The 17939-nt window shown below is 59.8% G+C and carries 17 protein-coding genes; 8 read left to right on the forward strand and 9 right to left on the reverse strand.

All coding sequences use genetic code 11. The features are described 5' to 3' along the window. The 6 genes from WX88_RS30770 to WX88_RS09300 all read left to right on the forward strand — a co-directional run. Window positions 1–570: hypothetical protein (locus WX88_RS30770; RefSeq protein ID WP_046244099.1), on the forward strand; the 570-nt coding region annotated here is incomplete at its 5' end. 9 nt (window positions 571–579) lie between these two features. Continuing rightward, on the forward strand, window positions 580–1659 hold the full coding sequence (locus WX88_RS09280; RefSeq protein WP_046244100.1) for a DUF2931 family protein: 1080 nt from the start codon (window positions 580–582) through the stop codon (window positions 1657–1659). A 97-nt stretch (window positions 1660–1756) separates the two neighbouring features. Next, complete coding sequence (locus WX88_RS09285; protein ID WP_046244101.1) at window positions 1757–2512, forward strand: hypothetical protein; 756 nt, start codon at window positions 1757–1759, stop codon at window positions 2510–2512. Further along, a complete protein-coding gene (locus WX88_RS09290) occupies window positions 2509–2922 on the forward strand; it encodes a DUF4280 domain-containing protein (protein WP_052732524.1) in 414 nt (137 codons plus the stop codon). Before WX88_RS09285 ends, WX88_RS09290 begins: the two co-directional genes overlap by 4 nt. A 62-nt stretch (window positions 2923–2984) precedes the next feature. Continuing rightward, complete coding sequence (locus WX88_RS09295) at window positions 2985–4046, forward strand: DUF2931 family protein (RefSeq protein ID WP_082115939.1); 1062 nt, start codon at window positions 2985–2987, stop codon at window positions 4044–4046. Between the two features lie 413 nt (window positions 4047–4459). Continuing rightward, complete coding sequence (locus tag WX88_RS09300) at window positions 4460–5107, forward strand: helix-turn-helix domain-containing protein (RefSeq protein ID WP_046244103.1); 648 nt, start codon at window positions 4460–4462, stop codon at window positions 5105–5107. A 347-nt stretch (window positions 5108–5454) separates the two neighbouring features. On the opposite strand, the gene WX88_RS09305 is transcribed toward WX88_RS09300, so the two are convergent. From WX88_RS09305 to WX88_RS09315, 3 genes are read right to left on the reverse strand one after another with little or no spacing between them, the layout of a single operon-like run. Further along, window positions 5455–6315: a hypothetical protein gene (locus tag WX88_RS09305; RefSeq protein WP_046244104.1), complete on the reverse strand. Its 861-nt coding sequence runs from the start codon at window positions 6313–6315 to the stop codon at window positions 5455–5457. A 42-nt stretch (window positions 6316–6357) separates the two neighbouring features. Continuing rightward, a complete protein-coding gene (locus WX88_RS09310; protein ID WP_046244105.1) occupies window positions 6358–7563 on the reverse strand; it encodes a hypothetical protein in 1206 nt (401 codons plus the stop codon). 57 nt (window positions 7564–7620) lie between these two features. Further along, complete coding sequence (locus WX88_RS09315; RefSeq protein ID WP_156176033.1) at window positions 7621–8463, reverse strand: TssN family type VI secretion system protein; 843 nt, start codon at window positions 8461–8463, stop codon at window positions 7621–7623. A 199-nt stretch (window positions 8464–8662) separates the two neighbouring features. Here WX88_RS09315 and WX88_RS09320 point away from each other — a divergent pair, with 199 nt between their 5' ends. Next, window positions 8663–9655 (forward strand): type VI secretion system baseplate subunit TssG, encoded by a 993-nt coding sequence (locus WX88_RS09320; protein ID WP_046244107.1) that lies wholly within the window; start codon window positions 8663–8665, stop codon window positions 9653–9655. 129 nt (window positions 9656–9784) lie between these two features. On the opposite strand, the gene WX88_RS09325 is transcribed toward WX88_RS09320, so the two are convergent. The 6 genes from WX88_RS09325 to WX88_RS09350 all read right to left on the reverse strand — a co-directional run bounded on the left by WX88_RS09325 (window position 9785) and on the right by WX88_RS09350 (window position 14865). Further along, window positions 9785–10168 carry a DUF3037 domain-containing protein gene (locus WX88_RS09325; protein ID WP_046244108.1) on the reverse strand — a complete coding sequence of 128 codons (384 nt, stop codon included), beginning with the start codon at window positions 10166–10168 and terminating at the stop codon, window positions 9785–9787. Further along, window positions 10146–10940, reverse strand: a complete 795-nt coding sequence (locus tag WX88_RS09330; protein ID WP_046244109.1) for a HipA family kinase — start codon at window positions 10938–10940, stop codon at window positions 10146–10148. The genes WX88_RS09325 and WX88_RS09330 overlap by 23 nt, the downstream gene beginning before the upstream one ends. Window positions 10941–11400: 460 nt before the next feature. Beyond that, on the reverse strand, window positions 11401–12147 hold the full coding sequence (locus tag WX88_RS09335) for a DUF4097 family beta strand repeat-containing protein (protein WP_046244110.1): 747 nt from the start codon (window positions 12145–12147) through the stop codon (window positions 11401–11403). Between the two features lie 175 nt (window positions 12148–12322). After that, window positions 12323–13090, reverse strand: coding sequence for a DUF4097 family beta strand repeat-containing protein (locus tag WX88_RS09340; RefSeq protein WP_046244111.1), 768 nt, complete (start codon window positions 13088–13090; stop codon window positions 12323–12325). A 210-nt stretch (window positions 13091–13300) separates the two neighbouring features. Next, window positions 13301–14155, reverse strand: a complete 855-nt coding sequence (locus WX88_RS27415) for a zf-HC2 domain-containing protein (protein WP_052732525.1) — start codon at window positions 14153–14155, stop codon at window positions 13301–13303. A 164-nt stretch (window positions 14156–14319) separates the two neighbouring features. After that, window positions 14320–14865, reverse strand: coding sequence for an RNA polymerase sigma factor (locus WX88_RS09350; protein ID WP_082115940.1), 546 nt, complete (start codon window positions 14863–14865; stop codon window positions 14320–14322). A 181-nt stretch (window positions 14866–15046) separates the two neighbouring features. On the opposite strand from WX88_RS09350, the gene WX88_RS09355 reads away from it, so the two are divergent. Then, window positions 15047–17809, forward strand: a complete 2763-nt coding sequence (locus WX88_RS09355; protein WP_082115941.1) for a choice-of-anchor I family protein — start codon at window positions 15047–15049, stop codon at window positions 17807–17809. Window positions 17810–17939: the final 130 nt, after the last annotated feature.

Consider the following 17939-nt stretch of genomic DNA (forward strand, 5'->3'; position numbering starts at 1 on the left):
ACCAACGAGGAGGAGCGCCACCTGCTCGACGCCGAGTGCCAGGAACTCCTCGCCCAGGGCTGGTACCGCCCGGAAGAAATCACGCGCACCCCCCACCCCGTTCATGACCCCGACACCGGCCGGCTGCTCTACACCACCTACTCGGCCGTCGGCCGACGCCGGGGCCTGAGCTGGGAGTACCAGTTCATCCCCCTGGCCATTATGGCCGACTGCGCTCACAACCACGGCATAGAGCTCTTTGCGTTAAACCTGGGCAGCCCGTTTGCCAAGTACACGCTGCCGGAAGGCCACCCGCTGGTGCCGGTGCAAGCCGCCATCACGGCCCAGGTGGCTACCCACGGCGAGCAGGGCCGCCACGTGCTACAGCTGCCCTACGACCCCGACCTGCCCTTCGAGCCCGCCCCCACCCCCGTCCCCCTGCCCGTGGACCTGGCCCTGGCCCAACTCGTGCGCAACCGCTACCTCAACCGCTCGGCCAGCCGCGGCCTGCAAGGCCTCAGCGACGGCCGCCCCGGCATGGGCGAGCGCCGAAAGAACGGGCAGCCCCACCGCCTCGTCTTTCCCGGCTAACCCTGCCCCATGCTTCGTTCCCTGCTCACCCGCTGGCTCACCCTCGGCGCCCTGCTGCCCGCCACCTCGGCCTGCGCCCAGCGCCTTCCTGCTTCTAAACACATGTCTCTTTTCCAAACCGAAAAATTTCTACTTACCGCCGGCCCCTGTGCGGCTGACGGCTACTCGGTCACCATCCAGGGCGGCGCCTTCCGTTGTTCCGACGGCTCCATCTTGACCGTGCCCGCCGGTCATGTACTGGAAGGCAACTGGGGGGCCTCGGGCACGACTTGGTCCTCCGGCGACGACCGCCACCCCGCCCCCGAACAGCTCAGCCTGACGTGGTTCTCCTACGCCGAAGACACGTTCTACAAGGGCACCTTTCTGCTCCCCCAGGAGAAAATCTATCAGCTGCTCAAACAAGGCTCCTGGGACATCGAAAAACAAAAACAGGTCACCTTCAACCGGCTGACCGTGTGCGTACTGCCCAAGGGCGTGGTCGTCGTCTGGCTCACCGGCGGCAACCAGGTGCTCGTCGGCCGCTTCCAGGCCGCACCGTTCACCCCCTCGGCCGAACAATACCAGCGCTACTATGGCCCGGCTGACCGCACCCTGATGGTCAAAAACATACGAGCGAGAATGCCGGCCACCGTACAGGCCGAAATTAAGGCGGGCACGCTCAGCACCACGCAGTGGGACGAGTGGCTCAAGACCTACCCCTGGCAGGTCGCCTTTGCCCAGCCTCTGACCCTCTATCGCTACGCCGCCTACTACACCAGCGCCGAACGCACCCTTAACCCGCTCACCCGCCAGGGCATGGATGCCTACCGCGACGTGGTGCTGACTCCCAGCCCCAAGCCCCTGCCGCGCAAGCTCTATTTCTACGGCCAGACACCCCACAAGGCCCGCTACTTGGTCAGCGTAGCTGAGTTCGACCAGGCCGAACTGCATGCCGCCGTTGAGCAATTGCTAAAGGAGCACCCGGCCGCCCCGCTCACCTTCTTCTTCGCTATCGACAAGCCGTATCAGAAGGCCACCCTCTCGCTCAAGAACGAGTGGCGCGAAATTCCCCTCATCAAGGCCCCCGTCGAAGTGCTTCCCGAGAACTAACGGGTGATGGGTTAAGCTGGAATAGTCGTTTTGCCAAGTATACGCTACCGAACGGCCACCCGCTAAGGCAAATTAAGTGTCGACCAATGGACATTTAGTGAGTGACATTACCAAGCGGGTAACGCTGGGCGGGCGGCCCGCTGGGGACGGCAGCTATGTCCTTGACTTCGGCATGGGGCCGCCAGTGCTCACGAAGCCCGAAGACTTGCAGTCGATGGAAACCCTGGCGCTACGGCTGTCGGCTTCGTATGAGTGGGTATCCCTTCAGGCGGCGCCCACGGGCCGGCTCTTGGCAGTGGTGAACCACGAGCACCTGCTCCACACCTGGGAGATTTTGGCTCAAAGCCTGCGTGAAACGAGCAGCCCCGACGACCAAATAACCCCTACCCTCCTCGACTTTATAGGGCGGCAGTTGCAGGACCCGCACAACGTGCTGCGCTCGCTCCGGCACGACTACCTCTACCAAACCCTGCTGGGCGACTTCTATGACCAGCGCCTGGGAACAGCAGCCGACGCGGCACGCACGCGGGGTTTCTCCCAGTTTTTTGATGACCTGCCTCTGTGGTTTTCCGAGCAGGTCGAGGTAGTGCCCATTGCGGCAGACGAACCCATGACGCTGGCGCTAAAGGGCACTCTCGACTCGCAACAAACTGACGTGGCCGCTATTCGGGAATTGATGATGCAGGCAGTGGGGGCTGCGGCTGACCCGGCCCTGGCCCCGCACTTCAAGTATGAGGCAACCTACGTGCTAGACCCAGACACGGGCCTGCCCTTTCGCGTTGAGCTAACGGTCTATGGCCGATTAGCTGAGCTGTACAACAAAGAATACACCCTTACCCTGCAACGAATATGAGCCAAACCGGACAAGAACTGGTGTGCAACGGCGCGCTGTGCCAGTGCGACAAGGGCACGCTACCAAGCATGCTGCAAGTGACCAGTAACCAGCACGTGTACCTACAGGGCAAGCTCGTGGCCACCACCCAGGATAAGACCTTCCTGCCCTTCGGCACGTGCATGCTTAAAAATAACCTGCCGTGCACGCCCATGCTGCTCTGGCAGGATGCCTTCGACCTCGTGAGCGTTGACTCGCCCATGAGCCACCCGCTGCTGGAGAAGAGCACCATCATGTGCTCCTTCGGGGGCAAGGTCAGCATCCTGCTCACCCTGCAGATTGCCGTGCCTGGCCTGCCTGCTCTGCCCCAGGTCGAGGGCGTGCGCACGGCGTTCATGAGCCTGTGTCCGCTGCTGCTCAACGAGGACTGAGCCATTACCGGAGCGCTGACGGATGCTCCACGACTGCTCGCCCACTTCCCTTGCTTATTGCTATGTCCCTTTTCCGCTTGTGCAGCCTGCTGCTGGCTACCGCGCAGCTCGCCGCCTGCCAGTCCCCCCATTCCCCCACCACCACCGCCATGCTGCCCGCCTTCCAAACTGAAAAATTTCGCCTCTCCGCCCGTCCCGGCAGTGCTGACGGCTACCCCAGTACGATTATGGAGGGGCGCTTCATCAACTCGGCCGGGGGCAGCTTTCCCCTGCCCTGGGGCCACACCCTCAACAGCAGTTGGAGCGGCTCGGGCGTCGGCTGGGCGGTGGGCGAGGAAATGCAGGCCGTGCCCGACAGCCTGGAGCTGCGCTGGTTCTCCTACACCGAGGACAAGTTCTACGAGGGCCACTTCCTGCTCCCCCAGGAGCGAATCTACCACCTGCTCAAGCAGGGCTACTGGAATGCCGAGACCAAGCAGCAGGAAACCTACTCCTCCTTCACCGTCTCGGTGGCCCCCACCGGCGGCGTCTACGTCTGGCTCGATGGCACCAACACGGTCTTCATCGGCCGCTACCAGGCCCGCGAAATCGAGTTCGACTTCGCCAGCTTCATTCCCATGGCCGACCGCGCCGAGGTGGTGCGCGAGGGCCGCGAGCCGCTCTCGCCCGAGGTCAAGCACGAGATGGCCACCGGCACGCTCAGCACCAAAAAGTGGGATGCCTACCTCAAGACCTACCCCTGGAAACTCGCCTTCAGCCAGCCCTTGACTCTGACTGAGTTCGGCGTCGGCTACGTCAATGCCGAGAAATTAAGCGCCCCGCTCACGCCCGACATGGCCGCTTACGCCCAGCTGGTACTCGCTCCCAGCGCCAAGCCCGTGCCCTCCTATGCCATGCTCTACGTGGCCGGGGCCTACGGCCGCAAAAAGCTCTTCAAGGTGGATACCTTCGACGAGCACGAGACCATGGACGCTTTTCAGACCCTGCACGCCAAGTACCCCAACGAAGTCCTCACCCTCTTCATCGACACCAACGAGCAGCTCACCAAGGCTGTCCTCTCCCTGCGCGTCGGCAAGCACGTCATCCCCCTGCCCAAAAGCCCCGTCGAGCTCTTCGACCTCTAGCTACCCGACCTGCCCGGCAGGTACTCCAGGCTAGCGGGGTCAGAGTGCCCGCGCCCATGCTGTGGCGCTGGCAGAGGGCCTCAGCATGACACGCATTGCCGCACTCCCGCGTCACCTGCCCCCAATCAGGTGCTTCAGCGGCAGCCAGTGACGGGAGACGCGGCTGCACTGCTCCTGCCTCGCGGAGCCTCCACGAAGACAGCGTGTGGCAGGAGCTTTGCTGCTTTCGCTGAGAATTGCTGGCGCCCAACAAGCTGCGCTACTACCATTACTTGGAGCGGAAAGCAATCGATTATTTTTTTATACAATTTGCCACCAATCGGGTAGCAATGAATTATTCTTTTATTAAATTCGCCACTCAGCAGGTAGCAATGAAATTTTAATTTTTACTATTCGCCATCTAATAGCGCTTCATGGCTCGCCGTTCCCATCCTTCGCCCAGCTTAGCCGCGGCCGTGCGCACCAATTTTGCTCTGACGCAAGCGGAGTTGGCCCGCTTTATGGGGGTAAGCCGGGCATTGGTGTCCGCCGTTGAAGCTGGTCATAAAGAGTTTTCCGAAGGCCCCCGGCACCGGCTATGGGTGCTGGCCCGGCAGTTGGCCCCGCCAGACGGGCAGGGCCCACCCGCCCCGGCTTTCGCCCTCGGCACGGACCCCGACGACCCTGCCCCGGCTACCGACCTGCCCGGCCCGCTCGACCCCGCCCCCATTGAGGCGCGGCTACGGCGTTGCCGGTTCTTGGTGGTTAAGGCGCGGTTTGAGCTGAACCAGCGCCACCAGCCGGCCCATAACTACGCCCGCCGCCGCTGGGCCGTGCAGGTATTAAGGGCGGCTCTCCTACCTCCGGGAACGGTCGGCGCGGCGCCAACCGCGCCCGGCCGCCTCGCCTACCCAGGGGCCACGCCGGACCCCGTGGCCGATGGCCGTTGGCTGGACCGCCTCGCCCTCGATACGAAAGCCGCGTCCGTCCCGCTCACTACCACCCAACGGGCCCTACGACTGGTCCGCCTCCATGTCCTCGAAACCGAAGTCAAAGCGCTGGAAGCGCTACTTGCCGGTTGAGGAACGACGGGTGATAGATTAGCCCGAAGCAGGATGGGAGCGCCAGATCAGCCAAGCCGTTATGCCGAGTACGGTGAGCGGGAGGGCGACATAGCCAAGCAGCTTGCCCGGCCATCATTCCTTTAGTGTCAGGCAGCCTTTTTCCTAGCAGGGCTACACGCAACACCGAAGGCAACCACCTCAAAGGCGAGTGAGCCCACAGCAATAAGATACTGATATCTAAAAAGAAAGGCGAGCAGAATATTCTGCTCGCCTTTCTTTTTAGAACGCCTACCGACATTACCAGCCGAAGGCCTAGACTCAGTTAAAGCAGAGCTAACAGCGTCGGCCAGCCCCCTTGCTGACCTCTACAGCAACCCGAAGAAGCGTGCCGGACGGCCCAATTCAAGGTTGATGGGCTCAAGCGTTTTCTCGATGCTTTGCTTCAGGTCGTCGGTGGCGGGGTCTTGCAGGATTTGGATGAAGGATGTGCGCGAAGCTTCCAGCAGCTGACGACGCTCTTTGCTGCGGGGCTTATGGTCGAGCGCCCGCTGACGCTGACAGTCGGCCTCAGCGAAGGCGACCTGGTCGCGCAACAAGGCAATCTGAAGCCGAGCCGAAGAGCTGGCAGCAGGCGGGGGCGGGGGAGTTCCGGGGCCCCCAGACGGTGCAGGACGATTGAGGCTGGCCTGCAGCATGATAATCTGCTGCTTAGCCTGCGCTAATTCTACGGCAATCTTTTCACAGCCCCGGGCATCATCGCCGCGTTTAGCCAATTCCTGGCGGAGCACATCAATAGTATTACGGGTCGAGCGGTAGAGGTCGAAATCACGCAATATGTTGCGGGCCAACAGGCGGTGAGCGGGGATTTGCATCCGGCTGGAATCGTTACGCAACTCACTCAACCCTACCGCGATGTCGTTCAAATAATCCTGATTGCTGATGGTAAGCTTGCTTCGCACAAGCTCATTGGATTCGCCCACCATTTTTGCATCGACCGCGTCGATACGCCGCAAGTGGTGGGTGAGCGTATCAAACTGGGCAACAAGGCGAGCCTGCTCCTCGTGGGTGCGGTCGAGCTCACGCTTGAGCCGAGTATTTTCATCGGCAATGCTGTTGTTCGAAAACAGATAGTATGAGGCACCCAGCGGAATGAGCAGCGCCAAGAGGTACAGCAGCATAAACTGCCACAGGCGGGTGCGTCGTTCGGGTTGATTAAGGGGTTTCATGAAGGCAGGAAGATGACAGCGGACAGCAACGGTAGCGAGGTATTAAAACGGATTCCAGCGCACGTTGCCGGCGGGGCGGTTCTCAGGCTGCGGCAGCACGACCGGCGCCGAAGGGTCCACCGGGTTTTCGTTGATAAAGCTCTGCCAGCCTTCCTTGTTCTTACCAATGTATTCGAGCTGGCTCAGCTGGCGGAAAATAGCGCCTATTAATTGCCACAGGTACTGCTGCTGCCGCAGGTGGTCGTGCACTTGGTGATGGTTGTAGGTAATCGTAACAGCGCTATGCAACGCCCCAAGCAGGGTTGCTGGCAGCGTTTCGGACCACTGCTCGAAGTACTTAAGTAATTCTTCCCGCTCGCCTTCGGTGAGACTGTCAATCGATGTTTTCACTTGCTTGGCCACGCGCAGCAGCACGTCGAGCAGGTAGATGGGGGGCTGATTTACAGCAAGCAGACGCAAGGTCGTCAATTGCTGAGCCAAGGCAAGCAGCGTGTGTTCGGCCAAGTCGCGTACCATGTCGCCCAAGTGGCTGCGCTTGTCCGTGCGCAGCTTCACTTTGTGAATAATCTTAAAGGCATCCGTTTCCAACTCCGTCAGTTGAAAATCGAGCTGATGCAGGGCCTGTAAAAGTGCGGGGTGGCTGGCTAACGCCGTGCTCGGCGGGATGAAGTGCGTTATTGGCCGCAACTCACCTTCGGCGTATTGCAACTCACCCACTATCAGAGTATATGCCGCGCTAGTGGTGCCGCTCAGCTGCTGGGTGGGGACAAAGCTCAGCTCGTAAGCAGGGCGGGTGTACGGGTGACGGGGGGGCACCTCCTCGGGCGACGGAGTGCCAGCAGCCACACGCTCGAACGGATTGACCGTGAGCACCACGCTGAAGCGCAAGCCTTCGGTAGCAGTCAGGCTGAAGGAGGCGAGCAGTTGGGACAAGCTGGTCCGCGCTGTTAGCGGCGAGCTGTTGGCCGTGATTTCGATGCGCGCACCACCGGCCGTAATGGCCCGGCATTGTGTGAGGCGAGCCTGCACTTCATTCTGGGCGTCCACGGTCAGCAGCAATTCAAACGCGTTGGGGCTACCCAGTTCATTGCTGGTGGGCAACAGGCCGTAGTAGTCCGGGCGCAGTTGCAGGGCCGTGGCATCGCGCAGGTGGTCGGTAGTGAAGCGCTCGACTTCGGCGAAGTGGCGGCGGGAGATTTTCATCCCGTCTACCCAGTTCACCGGGTAATAAGTAATTTCAGGAAGCATAGCCGAGAAAGAGAGACGAAAGTAAAAGGAAAAATGCCGGCACGGCCCGCCGACGGTTTAGTTTTCGAAGGACGAAGCGGGCGGCACTCGCTGAGCGACAATGATGCTGCCCTGGCGCAAAAAATTATCCTGGAAAGTATAATCCGGATCAAAGTAATGGCGGGTGCGCCACCAGGGCCGTTTGGCATAGAAGAGCCACCCGAAGGGCTGGCCTTGACTGTCAATGTACTGCAAGGCTTGGTCGGGCTTGAGCTGGTTGTAATCGGTGACGAAAATAGCAAACAAGTCGCTCAACCGCATCTGGTAAGGTGCTTTTGACGAAAAATCATGGTATAGCGATTCGCCATGCCGACGCGTCATCCAAAAATGGATTACCATAAAGTGGCTCAAGTCGATGCGCGACAAATCGGGACCGGGGGCAATTGGGTTGTAATACCACAGCTTATATTCCGGGTGCGGAACGGCTTTCCAGGCCCGGTAAGATTCCCAGAAAAAATAGGGCAGCAAAAACGGTATCACGGCCATCATGAATCCGGAGGGTGGCAGGTAGTTTTTAGCCCATGGCACCCAGCGCAAAGCGAAAATGGCACCGCTGCCCAAGGCAGCCGTAACCACCAATATCAGTACCGACTGCCAGCGTTGGCTGGAGTCGTGCCAACTCAGCCAGTTCTGTAGCTGCGCGGCATAGAGCCAGCCCAGCAGCAGAATAGCCAGCTGCAATAAGCCCAGCGTGAGCTGAAACCCAAAAGGGCTACGCACTGCGGCCAACCCCAGCAGCCCAAAAGCCAACACCGTACATAATACGTAAAGCAGAACGCTGATAAAGATCTTACTACCTTGTACTCGCGAGGTAATATTAGATATGGCCCCACGGGCCTGGGACTGCGGATTGGGAAGCATTCGGGAAAATTACAATCAAAACAGCGATGTTGAGTCTACCCCACGCTAGCGGGCAGTATTGGACCAAAGTACGGAAAATTTTAGGCCCGCGCCAAAGCACAATGGCTTGGCTGGCTTAACTTGGTCGGCGCCGCGGGTGTAGGTTTGCAGTAGAAGTGCGGCGCCCGCGCTTTCAGTTGTTCGTTATTGTTCTGGTTACGTGTCCGAAACTACCTCTGTTCATCGCCTGCTGGCCCACTTGCGCCAGCAACCTTTCGACTTGCGCCTCGAAGTAATACTGGCCGAGCTATTGGCGCATGGCTACGCGTTCGACGACTTTCTCATCCGCCCGGTGGGCATTTTTGCCCGTCGCTACCGCCGCGACCTCGGGGCCGTGCGCGACGAGTCGTTTGAGCGCGGCAGCCGCCCGGTGGTTCGCACCGTGCTTGAACTCCACCGGGAGGGCCTCTACGACGCGTTGCCACAGCAGGTGTTTCACCAGCCCGGTATCGGCTCCTCGATAACCAATGGCCAGCCGGGCACGCGGGCCATGATAGAGGACATCCGGTTGCAGCGGCGCAAGGAAAAAGCTACGCGGTTATTTTTTCTGCCTTTCGAGCAGGAGCTTTTTCACTGCCGGGTACGCATCGAACAGGAGGAGCGGCGCTACTTCACGAACCTTTCCGCCCGCTGGTACAACGAGGCGCTGGCCCGGTTCTGGGGCGTGGCCGATAGTGGCCTCCCGCCCGGCCCGCTCACCAATTTACTTTACCTCTTGCCCCTGGCTCACGATATTGTTGGTGACCTGCCCCGCACTCAGCTGTGCTTCGAGAGTGTGCTGGGCCTCCCGGTGGAGCTGCGCGTGATAGCGCCGCGGCGTCATGCCCTGCCTGTGGCTCCTACCGCGCAGGCCAATAGTGGCGGTGGCACTTTGGGTAATCTGGCACTGGGCCGCGACCTAATGCTGGGTGGCGAGTATCAGGAAACCCTGCCTGCGCTCGAAATCAGCCTGCAAAAACTATCCGTCGCCGAACTTGAAATGTACCTGGCCGGCGAATGGCCAGCGAGAGCCCTAACCCTGCTCTGCCGGTACTTCGTAGCCTTCGAAACCGACATCGTGATGCGCTACGAAATGGCCGCGGAGAAACCGTCATTTCTGCTCGGTGAGGGTGAAGATGCCCCAGTACTAGGCTTTACGACGGCTGGTATTTGAGCTTAGGCGCCGACTTCGTGCTTTACTGACTAATGGAAGGAGAAGTCCACGTACGGCGGGTTTTCATTCCCATGTTCTCATTGTAACGCAGCAGTTTGTGTCCAATACATGGCTTTGGCCTGTAGCTGATTATTGAACCAACTGCGTATAGAGGCGCGCTAGTGTTTCGGCGGCATCGGTGCAGCGGCCGGGGTGCACGGGCGAGGTTTGTACGATGGTGCTGCGCGTGGCTGTGAGCCAGCGAAAGCGTTCGGCAACTGGCAGTTGACCAATGGTGCCGCCAGTAGCCCGGCCCTGACAAATTCGTTCGAAGGCCTGCAAACGGGCCGTCACCTCTACCAGGTCCAGGTCTGGGGCAAAGGCGAGCAGGCGCGCCTCAGGCAAGACAAATTGGGTTTGCAGAAAACCCAGCGACCGGCAGTACAGGATGACACCAACGTTTAGAAATTCTTCGCGCTCCACACGGGGCACCACGCGCAGCACGGCGTATTCAAATAAGTGCATTGCGGGCATCTTGGGCTTCCTGAACAAAGATTTCTGAGGCTGCCAGACGGGTTTCTACGAAGCGGACGTAGCTGGCGCGCTGCTCCTCGGCTGACGCATCGCCGTTGGTGAGCCATTCGTCGGGCACCAGCGCCACAATGGCCCGCAAGCGCTCGGGCGTGAGTCGGGCGTGGCCTTCGGCATCTGCGGCGGCTAGCTCGCTGGCCTGGGGCAGCAGCACATGGTCTTTCACCTGGCGAAAGGAGCGCGGGCGCGGCGCGGCCCAGTCGGGGCCGGCGTGGTGCACGTAGAGAGCCGCGCCGTGGTCAATGAGCCACAATTGCTTGTGCCACATCAGCATATTGGTGTTCCGGGCGGTACGGTCCACGTTCAGCGTCAGGCAATCGAGCCACACGATTTGCGATGCTAAGTAGGGCTCGATGGTGGTGACAAGGGCATCGAACGTAATGGCGCCAGAGAGGTAGTGCAGCGCCAAGTTGCGGCCAGTGCTGGCACGGAGCAAATCCTGGATTTCCTCATCGGGCTCGGTACGGCCGAAAGCTTCGTCAAGCTCACAGAAAACTAACTCGGGCACGCGCAAGCCTAGCGTACGAGCTATTTCGCCCACAATCAGTTCGGCGATGAGAGCCTTTACGCCCTGACCGGCACCCCGGAATTTTAGCACGTAGAGGAAGCCGTCGTCAGCTTCTACCAGGGCCGGCAGCGAGCCGCCTTCCCGTAACGGGGTCACGTAGCGCGTCACCGCTACGGTTCGAAGTTCAGGAGCACTGATTGCCGGCATGCTGCGCGAAGGGGTTGGAGAACGACGCACAAAGGTAGAAAGACGTACCGTCGTCTCGGCGTTAAGGCGCGTTTAATGGTGACGGTAATCGGGGTCCGGCTCGGCAGGACTCCGGCGTACTGCCAGCACCCCAAAAGCAACGGGATGGGGCAGGTTTAGGGCTGATTTCTCACTCACCAAGAATCTTCCCCAAGCCACTACCTCTGTTGCACCAGCTTGCAGACCGGCTCAACCGCGGCGCCCCAATCCCGCTGTTTTAGAGTCTCAGCGAAAAACTATCAGGCATAAATCCATTGATAATCAACGGGTTTTATCAGGAATTGCAAAAGTATTTTTATGCCCAAAGTAAAAGACACACCGTGTTCTCTACCTCTAGAAGCCTTTATCATTAGTTCGGATTCTTCTATCCAGCAATCGATATGGCTCCATTTTGCGTGGAAACTACAGTTAGTAAAAATGGTTACTTCCGCTTGCGGAAATACACGTCGTTGCTAATGGATTCGAGCTTGACGAGGGGGCCACTATCCTTGAGCGTGCCATGGAGGCGGTAGCCCACGATGGGGTTTTTCTGAAGGGCAGTGGTAAAGGCGATATCCTGGTCGGTATAGACTTCGCCCGTAATGGTTTTTAGGGACAGTTCGGCTCCTTTACTAGATGGCCAGGCCACGTCTACAAAGCCGCTCAGCGACTTAGCATCAATGGGGCCTGTCAGGCCGCTGATGTCGATGTTGCCGCTGAGGGTATTCACACGCAGGGCCACGTCGGCGGGCACGGTAATCTCATAGTCTATCACGGCGCATACTTGGTTCACATGCCGGCCATCCTGGTCGCGCACGTCGGCATTTTTGCCGGTGGTGATGTAGGTATCGCCATAGTAGGAGCCGCCGTTGGGGCAGTCGCCCGGCTGGGCGTTGCGCAACAATTCTTTATCAAAGTCTGATGCTACCTTGAGCTCATCGCTGGCCTGCTCCACGGTAAGCAGCAGGGCCTCGTTGAGCTTGTTCTGGTTGATGCTGACGGAAGCTTTCAGTCTCATCTTGCCACTGGCCCCGGCCCGGATGCGAATGCTGCTAGCCTGCCGCAAGTTGAGGTATAACTGCTGGCCGGCAGCCAGACTCGCGGTTTTCTCGATGATTTTCTGAGCTGATGCCTGCTGGACGCCACTTGCGGCGAGGACCAGCAATAAGAAGAATAGGAAGCGGCGCATGATGCAGAAGGTTAAGGTGAGAGGAGTTGGATGGTAGTTATACTTAATCGTCCTGCTGAGCGGAGCCAGGGCATCTTTGTTGCCAAGCTGTGGAAGCAGCTGATTACGTTCGTAGAGCAGTGTTTCGGCTCCGCTCAGCGGGATATTCTTCGATAATGTGAATTACCTACCTAATTCACTTGGCTTTGCGGACGTAGATATCGCCGCTCACCGTTTTTAGCGACACAGAAGTACCGCCACCGTTAATGCTGCCGTCGACCACCTGACCGCCAATGTGACGCATATTGCTTGGGTCTTTGCCCACGTTCATATCGAAGTCGGTGTAGACCTCCCCTGACACCGAGCGCAGCTTTAGGGTGGCCTTGGTGTTGGTGGGCATGCTCACGTCTACATCACCGCTCACCGTAGAAATAGAGCTGGGCTTCTGCCCTAGCGTCGAAAACCGCACCTGAATATCACCGCTCACGGTGTTGGCTACCACGGGGCCGGCCACGTTGGTTAGCTTGATATCGCCGGATTTCACGCTCAGTTCGAGGTCACCATTCACGTCGCGCACCACGAGGTCGCCGCTGTTCCAGCCGGCTTGGTTGTACCGTACGGCAGAACTCCGTGGCACCCGGATAACGTAATTGGCTTCCTTGCGCGAAGCCCGTACAATGCGTACAGTATTATCCTGCTGCGTCACCGATAAGCCAATTTTGGTGTTATCCACGGCTGTGTTATAGATGGAGTGCAAGCCCTCCGCGCGCTTGGGAGGTTCCTGGAAACCGTCACCTTTTATCACCAATTCGTCGCCGTCGATGCCTTCCACCGTTACGTCGCTGCCCTGCATTTCAATGACGATTTTACGGTCTTTGCCGTTGAGCTTGGTTTTATATTCCTGGGCATGCCCAGCCTGGGCCATCAGCAGCCCCGTAATAATGAGGAGAATGAGCTTATTCATAAAGAGAAAATTTAGGCAAATGAGACTTTAGCGCGGCGCCGGAAGCCGGCGCCGCGTGCAGAAAAAAAGGAGAAAAGCAGGTAAGAAAATGCCTCTGAGCGTCATGCCGGGTACCGCGAAGCAGCGCTACTGCGTGCGTAATCAAGTTGTGGCACTGAAGCGGGAGAGCTGCTTCGACAAGCTCAGCAGGACGTTCTTTGAAACGGACGATTAAATGAGTTTGCCAATGCCGGCTTCAGCCTGAGCGCGCACTACGGGCAGAGCGTCGGGACGCTTGGCGAGGCGCTCTAGTTGCGGCACCGCCCGCCGCACGCGCAACGACACAACCATGTCAATCAGGGCGATTTGCACGTTGGGGTCGGTTTGGAGGGGCAGCGAGTTAGTCAGTCCCTCCCGCACCCGGGGGTCGTCGCGGAGGCGGTACAAGGCCTCGCAGGCGGCCAGGCGCACGTTGGGACTAGGGTCGAAATTGAGGGTATTGAGGAGCACCTGCACCGTGGCGTCGCCGGGTTCCGTTACCTTGGTCGAATTTGTAACCAACTGAATCCGGTCGCTGGCAGAAATGTGGCGGCCACTGTCGCCAACCAAGGCATCAGCGAGGGCTGCGGGTGCCGCCTTGCTAGCGTTGGTATTGGTGGCGAGACCATTATCATTCCCACCACTCCAAGGCAGTTGCCGGCCGAGCAACACGCCAGCAGCAATGAGCACGATGCTCGCGGCGATGCGCATCCAATTATTAGCCACGGCCGTGGGCCACATTGATACTACTTTGGCAGGCGGCGCTGGGGTTGGGGCGGCGGTTGTTGCAGCCGTGGGCAGTAGCGCCTTTTGCTGCTCCAGCATGGCCATAAAGTTGGCACGCAAGGCGGTACGGGGCACTTCGGGCAGCGCCGCATCGAGGTCGTCGGTCAGGGCACGGAGCTGGGTTACTTGCAGCTGGCAGCTTGGACAGCCAGCAAGGTGGGCAGCCACGCGCTCAGCCTCGATGGTGGGCAGGCTACGCTCGACATAGGCCGGCAGCAGCGCTTCCATCTCATGGCAGGCAGTAAGTTCGGGCGTTTTCATTGTTTAGTTGCTAATTTTTAGTGCTCAGTGCCTGGTACTTGGCCTTTTGACACCGTTTTAGTGGCGGTTATTAAGTATTGGTGAGGAGTAATCTGACACGTGTTTTGCTATTTCTTGTTCGTTTGAGACTATTGGTTATTTCACGACTAAGCTCTAGGCCCCAATCAGTCTCCGGCGAAATAGATTTTGCGTAGGGCTTGCAGGGCGCGGTGGGCTTTTACGCGAGCCGCTTCGGCGGTGCAGCCCAGCAGCTTGCCAATTTCCTCGTAGCCAAAACCCTGGAAGCGGTTCAGCACCAGGATTTCGCGTTGGGGAGTGGGGAGTAGAGCGAGGGCTTCGTGGAGGTCATCGTGGTGGCTGCTGACGCGCATTTGGGAGAAGGCCGCGCCGCGCAGGCCGCCGGTGCGCTCCACTTCGTCCACGTCGGCGGCGCGCAGCTTTTCCTTGCGCTGCCAGTAGTCGGCGTGTACGTTGCGGGCCATCTGGTACACCCAGGCTTTGAAGGGCTGGGTGGGCTGGTAGCTGCTGCGGTATTTGAGGATGCGCTCGAACACGGTCTGGGTGAGGTCTTCGCTGGTTTCGCGGTCGTTGGTGAGGCGAGTCAGGTAGTTGAACAAGGGCCCATGGTAGCGCTCGAATAAAGGCACGAGTTGGTCGAGGTCATCGGCTCGTACAGCGGCCATTAGTGCTTCGTCGCTCGTGGCTTCCACGGAATAGAGTTAGGGGTTGGAATGAGAGGAGTACCGGAGTTTGGGCCATCCGTTACAAAGGCCCGAAAAAAAATTTAATGACGCGAAATAAGTGGCTCCTTAAATTGGATAACACACTTGTAATGCTGGGGTAACAGGTTGCTAATAGCTTTGGCGCATCGTTTCTTAACTCCCTGCTTTCATGCCCTTACACTCTTACTTTTCTTGTTTTTCCACTGCACTGATGCTGGGCCTCGGCGCGGTCAGCACGGTAGCCCAGGCCCAGAACGTCGCCCAAGGCTTCGAAAGCAGCGCCGCCGATACCTGGACCTACACACCCACCCCAGCCACCTATAACGACCCGGCCCTTACCGACCAATGGTCGGTGCTGCCCAGCGTGGGTACAGCGGGCGCGGGGGTTACCGTCGCCCCCCCTTCGGCCGGCGCCAACCTGTGGGGCGGGCGCGACTTGGAAGGGCCGCTGACTCCCGGTGGCAGCATTTGGCACTATCTGGATTTTGAACCGATAGCCATTCAGACTGGCACAGCCGCGGCCAATGCCATTACTTTCAAATACTTCAGTAACGCCTTCGACAACCCCGATTCGCTGGCTTACGTGGTCCGCTTCGACAACGGCACCACCTGGCCCGTACCGCGCACCTACACTCAGCTAAATAAAAACACCCAGGCCTGGACCACCGTCACGGTGCCCGTGCCGGCAGGCAGCAGTCATGCCCGCCTGCGCTTGGCCGTGCGCCAAAATGGCAACGACGACTGGGTGGCCTTCGACGAAGTGAGCCTCGGCCAAAGTACCGTGGTCGTGGCACCCGACCTGGGTTTCACCGGCACCACCAGCATTGTGGCCGAAAACGCGGGCTCGGTGGTGCTGCCGCTTAGCATTCGCAATGCTAATGCCACCGCCAGCACGGTTGAGGTAATAGTAGCACCGCTAGCCACTGCCACCGCCGGGGCTGACTTCACCTTCGCTACAACCCAGACCATCACCTTCACGCCGGGCAGCACCGCCCCCGTCACGCTCACACTGCCTATCGCCGACGACGCCACGGCCGAACCCGCCGAATACTTCACCGTTCGCCTCCAGAACCCCACCAACGCCACCATTACGGCCGGAACCGGCGAGTTTCTGGTGTTTATCAAGGACAACGACAGCCAGGCACCACCGCGCACCAGCAACCTGCGCCTGAACCTCCTCAGCAGCTACCAGAACGGAGTGAGTGGCACTAACTCCGCCGAAATCGTGGCGCACGACCCTACCACCCAACGCCTGTACGTGGCTAACTCGGTGGGTGGCAAGCTCGACATTCTTAGCTTCTCCACGCCCGGTGCGCTGACGTCGGTAGCGTCCATCAGCATGGCGCCCTTCGGTGGCATCAACTCGGTGGCCGTGCGCAATGGCTTGGTGGCCTGCGCTGTGGAAGACGGCTCTTCGCTTCAGAACCCCGGTAAAATCGTATTCTTTGACCAGAACGGGACGTTCATTAAGCAGGTGACGGCCGGCAGCTTGCCCGACATGGTAACCTTCTCGCCCGATGGCCGCTACGTCATTACCGCCAATGAAGGCGAGCCCAACAGTCTTTACACCAACGACCCTCTCGGCTCGGTTTCGGTGGTAGACCTGAATGGGGGCATTGCCGCCGTGACCCAGGCCAGCGTGACCACACTGGATTTTACTGGCTACAATGCCCAGGCTGCTGCGCTGCGCACAGCCGGTATCCGCATCTACGGCGGAACGGCCACCACGCCCAGCACCGTGGCGCAAGACCTGGAGCCGGAGTACGTGACCATCTCCGCTGATTCGCGGACGGCTTACATCGCAATGCAGGAAAATAACGCTCTGGCCACGCTGGACCTGACTACGCTGCAGTTTACCAGCCTGCGGCCCATTGGCTACCAGGACCATAGCCAGCCTGGTTTCAGCTTCGATGCGTCGGACCAAGCGGCGGATGTGCTGCTGGCCAACTGGCCCGTCCGTGGTATGCGCCAGCCTGACGCCATCGCGGCATTCGACCTGCCCACTTCGCTCGGCGGCGGGCGCTACATTCTTACCGCGAATGAAGGCGACGCCCGCGAATACAACGCTCTCGAAGAAGTCGCGCGCCTCGGCGATGCCAGCTACGTGCTCGACCCCACCACTTTCCCGCAGGCCGCGCTGCTGAAAAACGCCAGTGCCCTGGGCCGCCTGAACGTGACCAATAAGCTCGGCGATACTGATGGCGACGGCGACTTTGACCAGATTTATGCCTTCGGAGGCCGTTCGTTCAGCATTCTCAACGCCAGCACCGGCGCGCTGGTGCACGACAGCGGCGACCTGCTGGAGCGCCTCACCAGCACCGACCCAACGTTTGGCGCCATCTTCAACGCTAGCAACACCACCGGCAACCCCGTCCGAAAGAACCGCTCCGACGACAAAGGTCCCGAGCCCGAAGGCGCCACCACGGGCGTTATTCGCGACACTACCTACGCCTTCGTAAGCCTGGAGCGCCAGGGCGGCGTGGTGGTACTGAATGTAAACGACCCAGCCAACCCGCGCCTGGTGCAGTACGTGAATAACCGCAGCCTTACCAACGGCACCGGTGACCAAGGCCCCGAAGGCCTCGTGTTCGTATCGGCTACGAACAGCCCCACCGGCTCCCCCCTCCTGCTGCTGGCCAACGAAGTGAGCAGCACCATATCCGTGTACCAGATTGGCCTGCGCGGCGTGGTGACCAGTGCTAAAAACGGCGCAACAGGCCCCACCGCCCTCTTCTGCTACCCCAACCCAGCCGCATCTGACGCAGCCGTGCGCCTGAGCCGCCCCGTAGCCGGCGCCCTGCTCGACGGCCTGGGCCGCACTGTACGCCAATTGCCCACCGCCGCCGACCGCATCGATGTACGAGGCCTGCGGGCCGGCTTGTACCTGCTGCGCGCTACGGATGGTGCCACCAGCCGCCTCGTGGTGCGGTAAGGTTCGCCTGAGCTGAGCACAGGTTCAACAGAACGTCCTGCTGCGCGGAGCCGAAGCATCTCGCTCGGAGTGGTAACTCTTTCGATTGACGATTGAATTACTCCCCAAGCGAGATGCTTCGGCTCCGCGC

This window comes from Hymenobacter terrenus (assembly GCF_000972495.1).
GTDB lineage: Bacteria > Bacteroidota > Bacteroidia > Cytophagales > Hymenobacteraceae > Hymenobacter > Hymenobacter terrenus.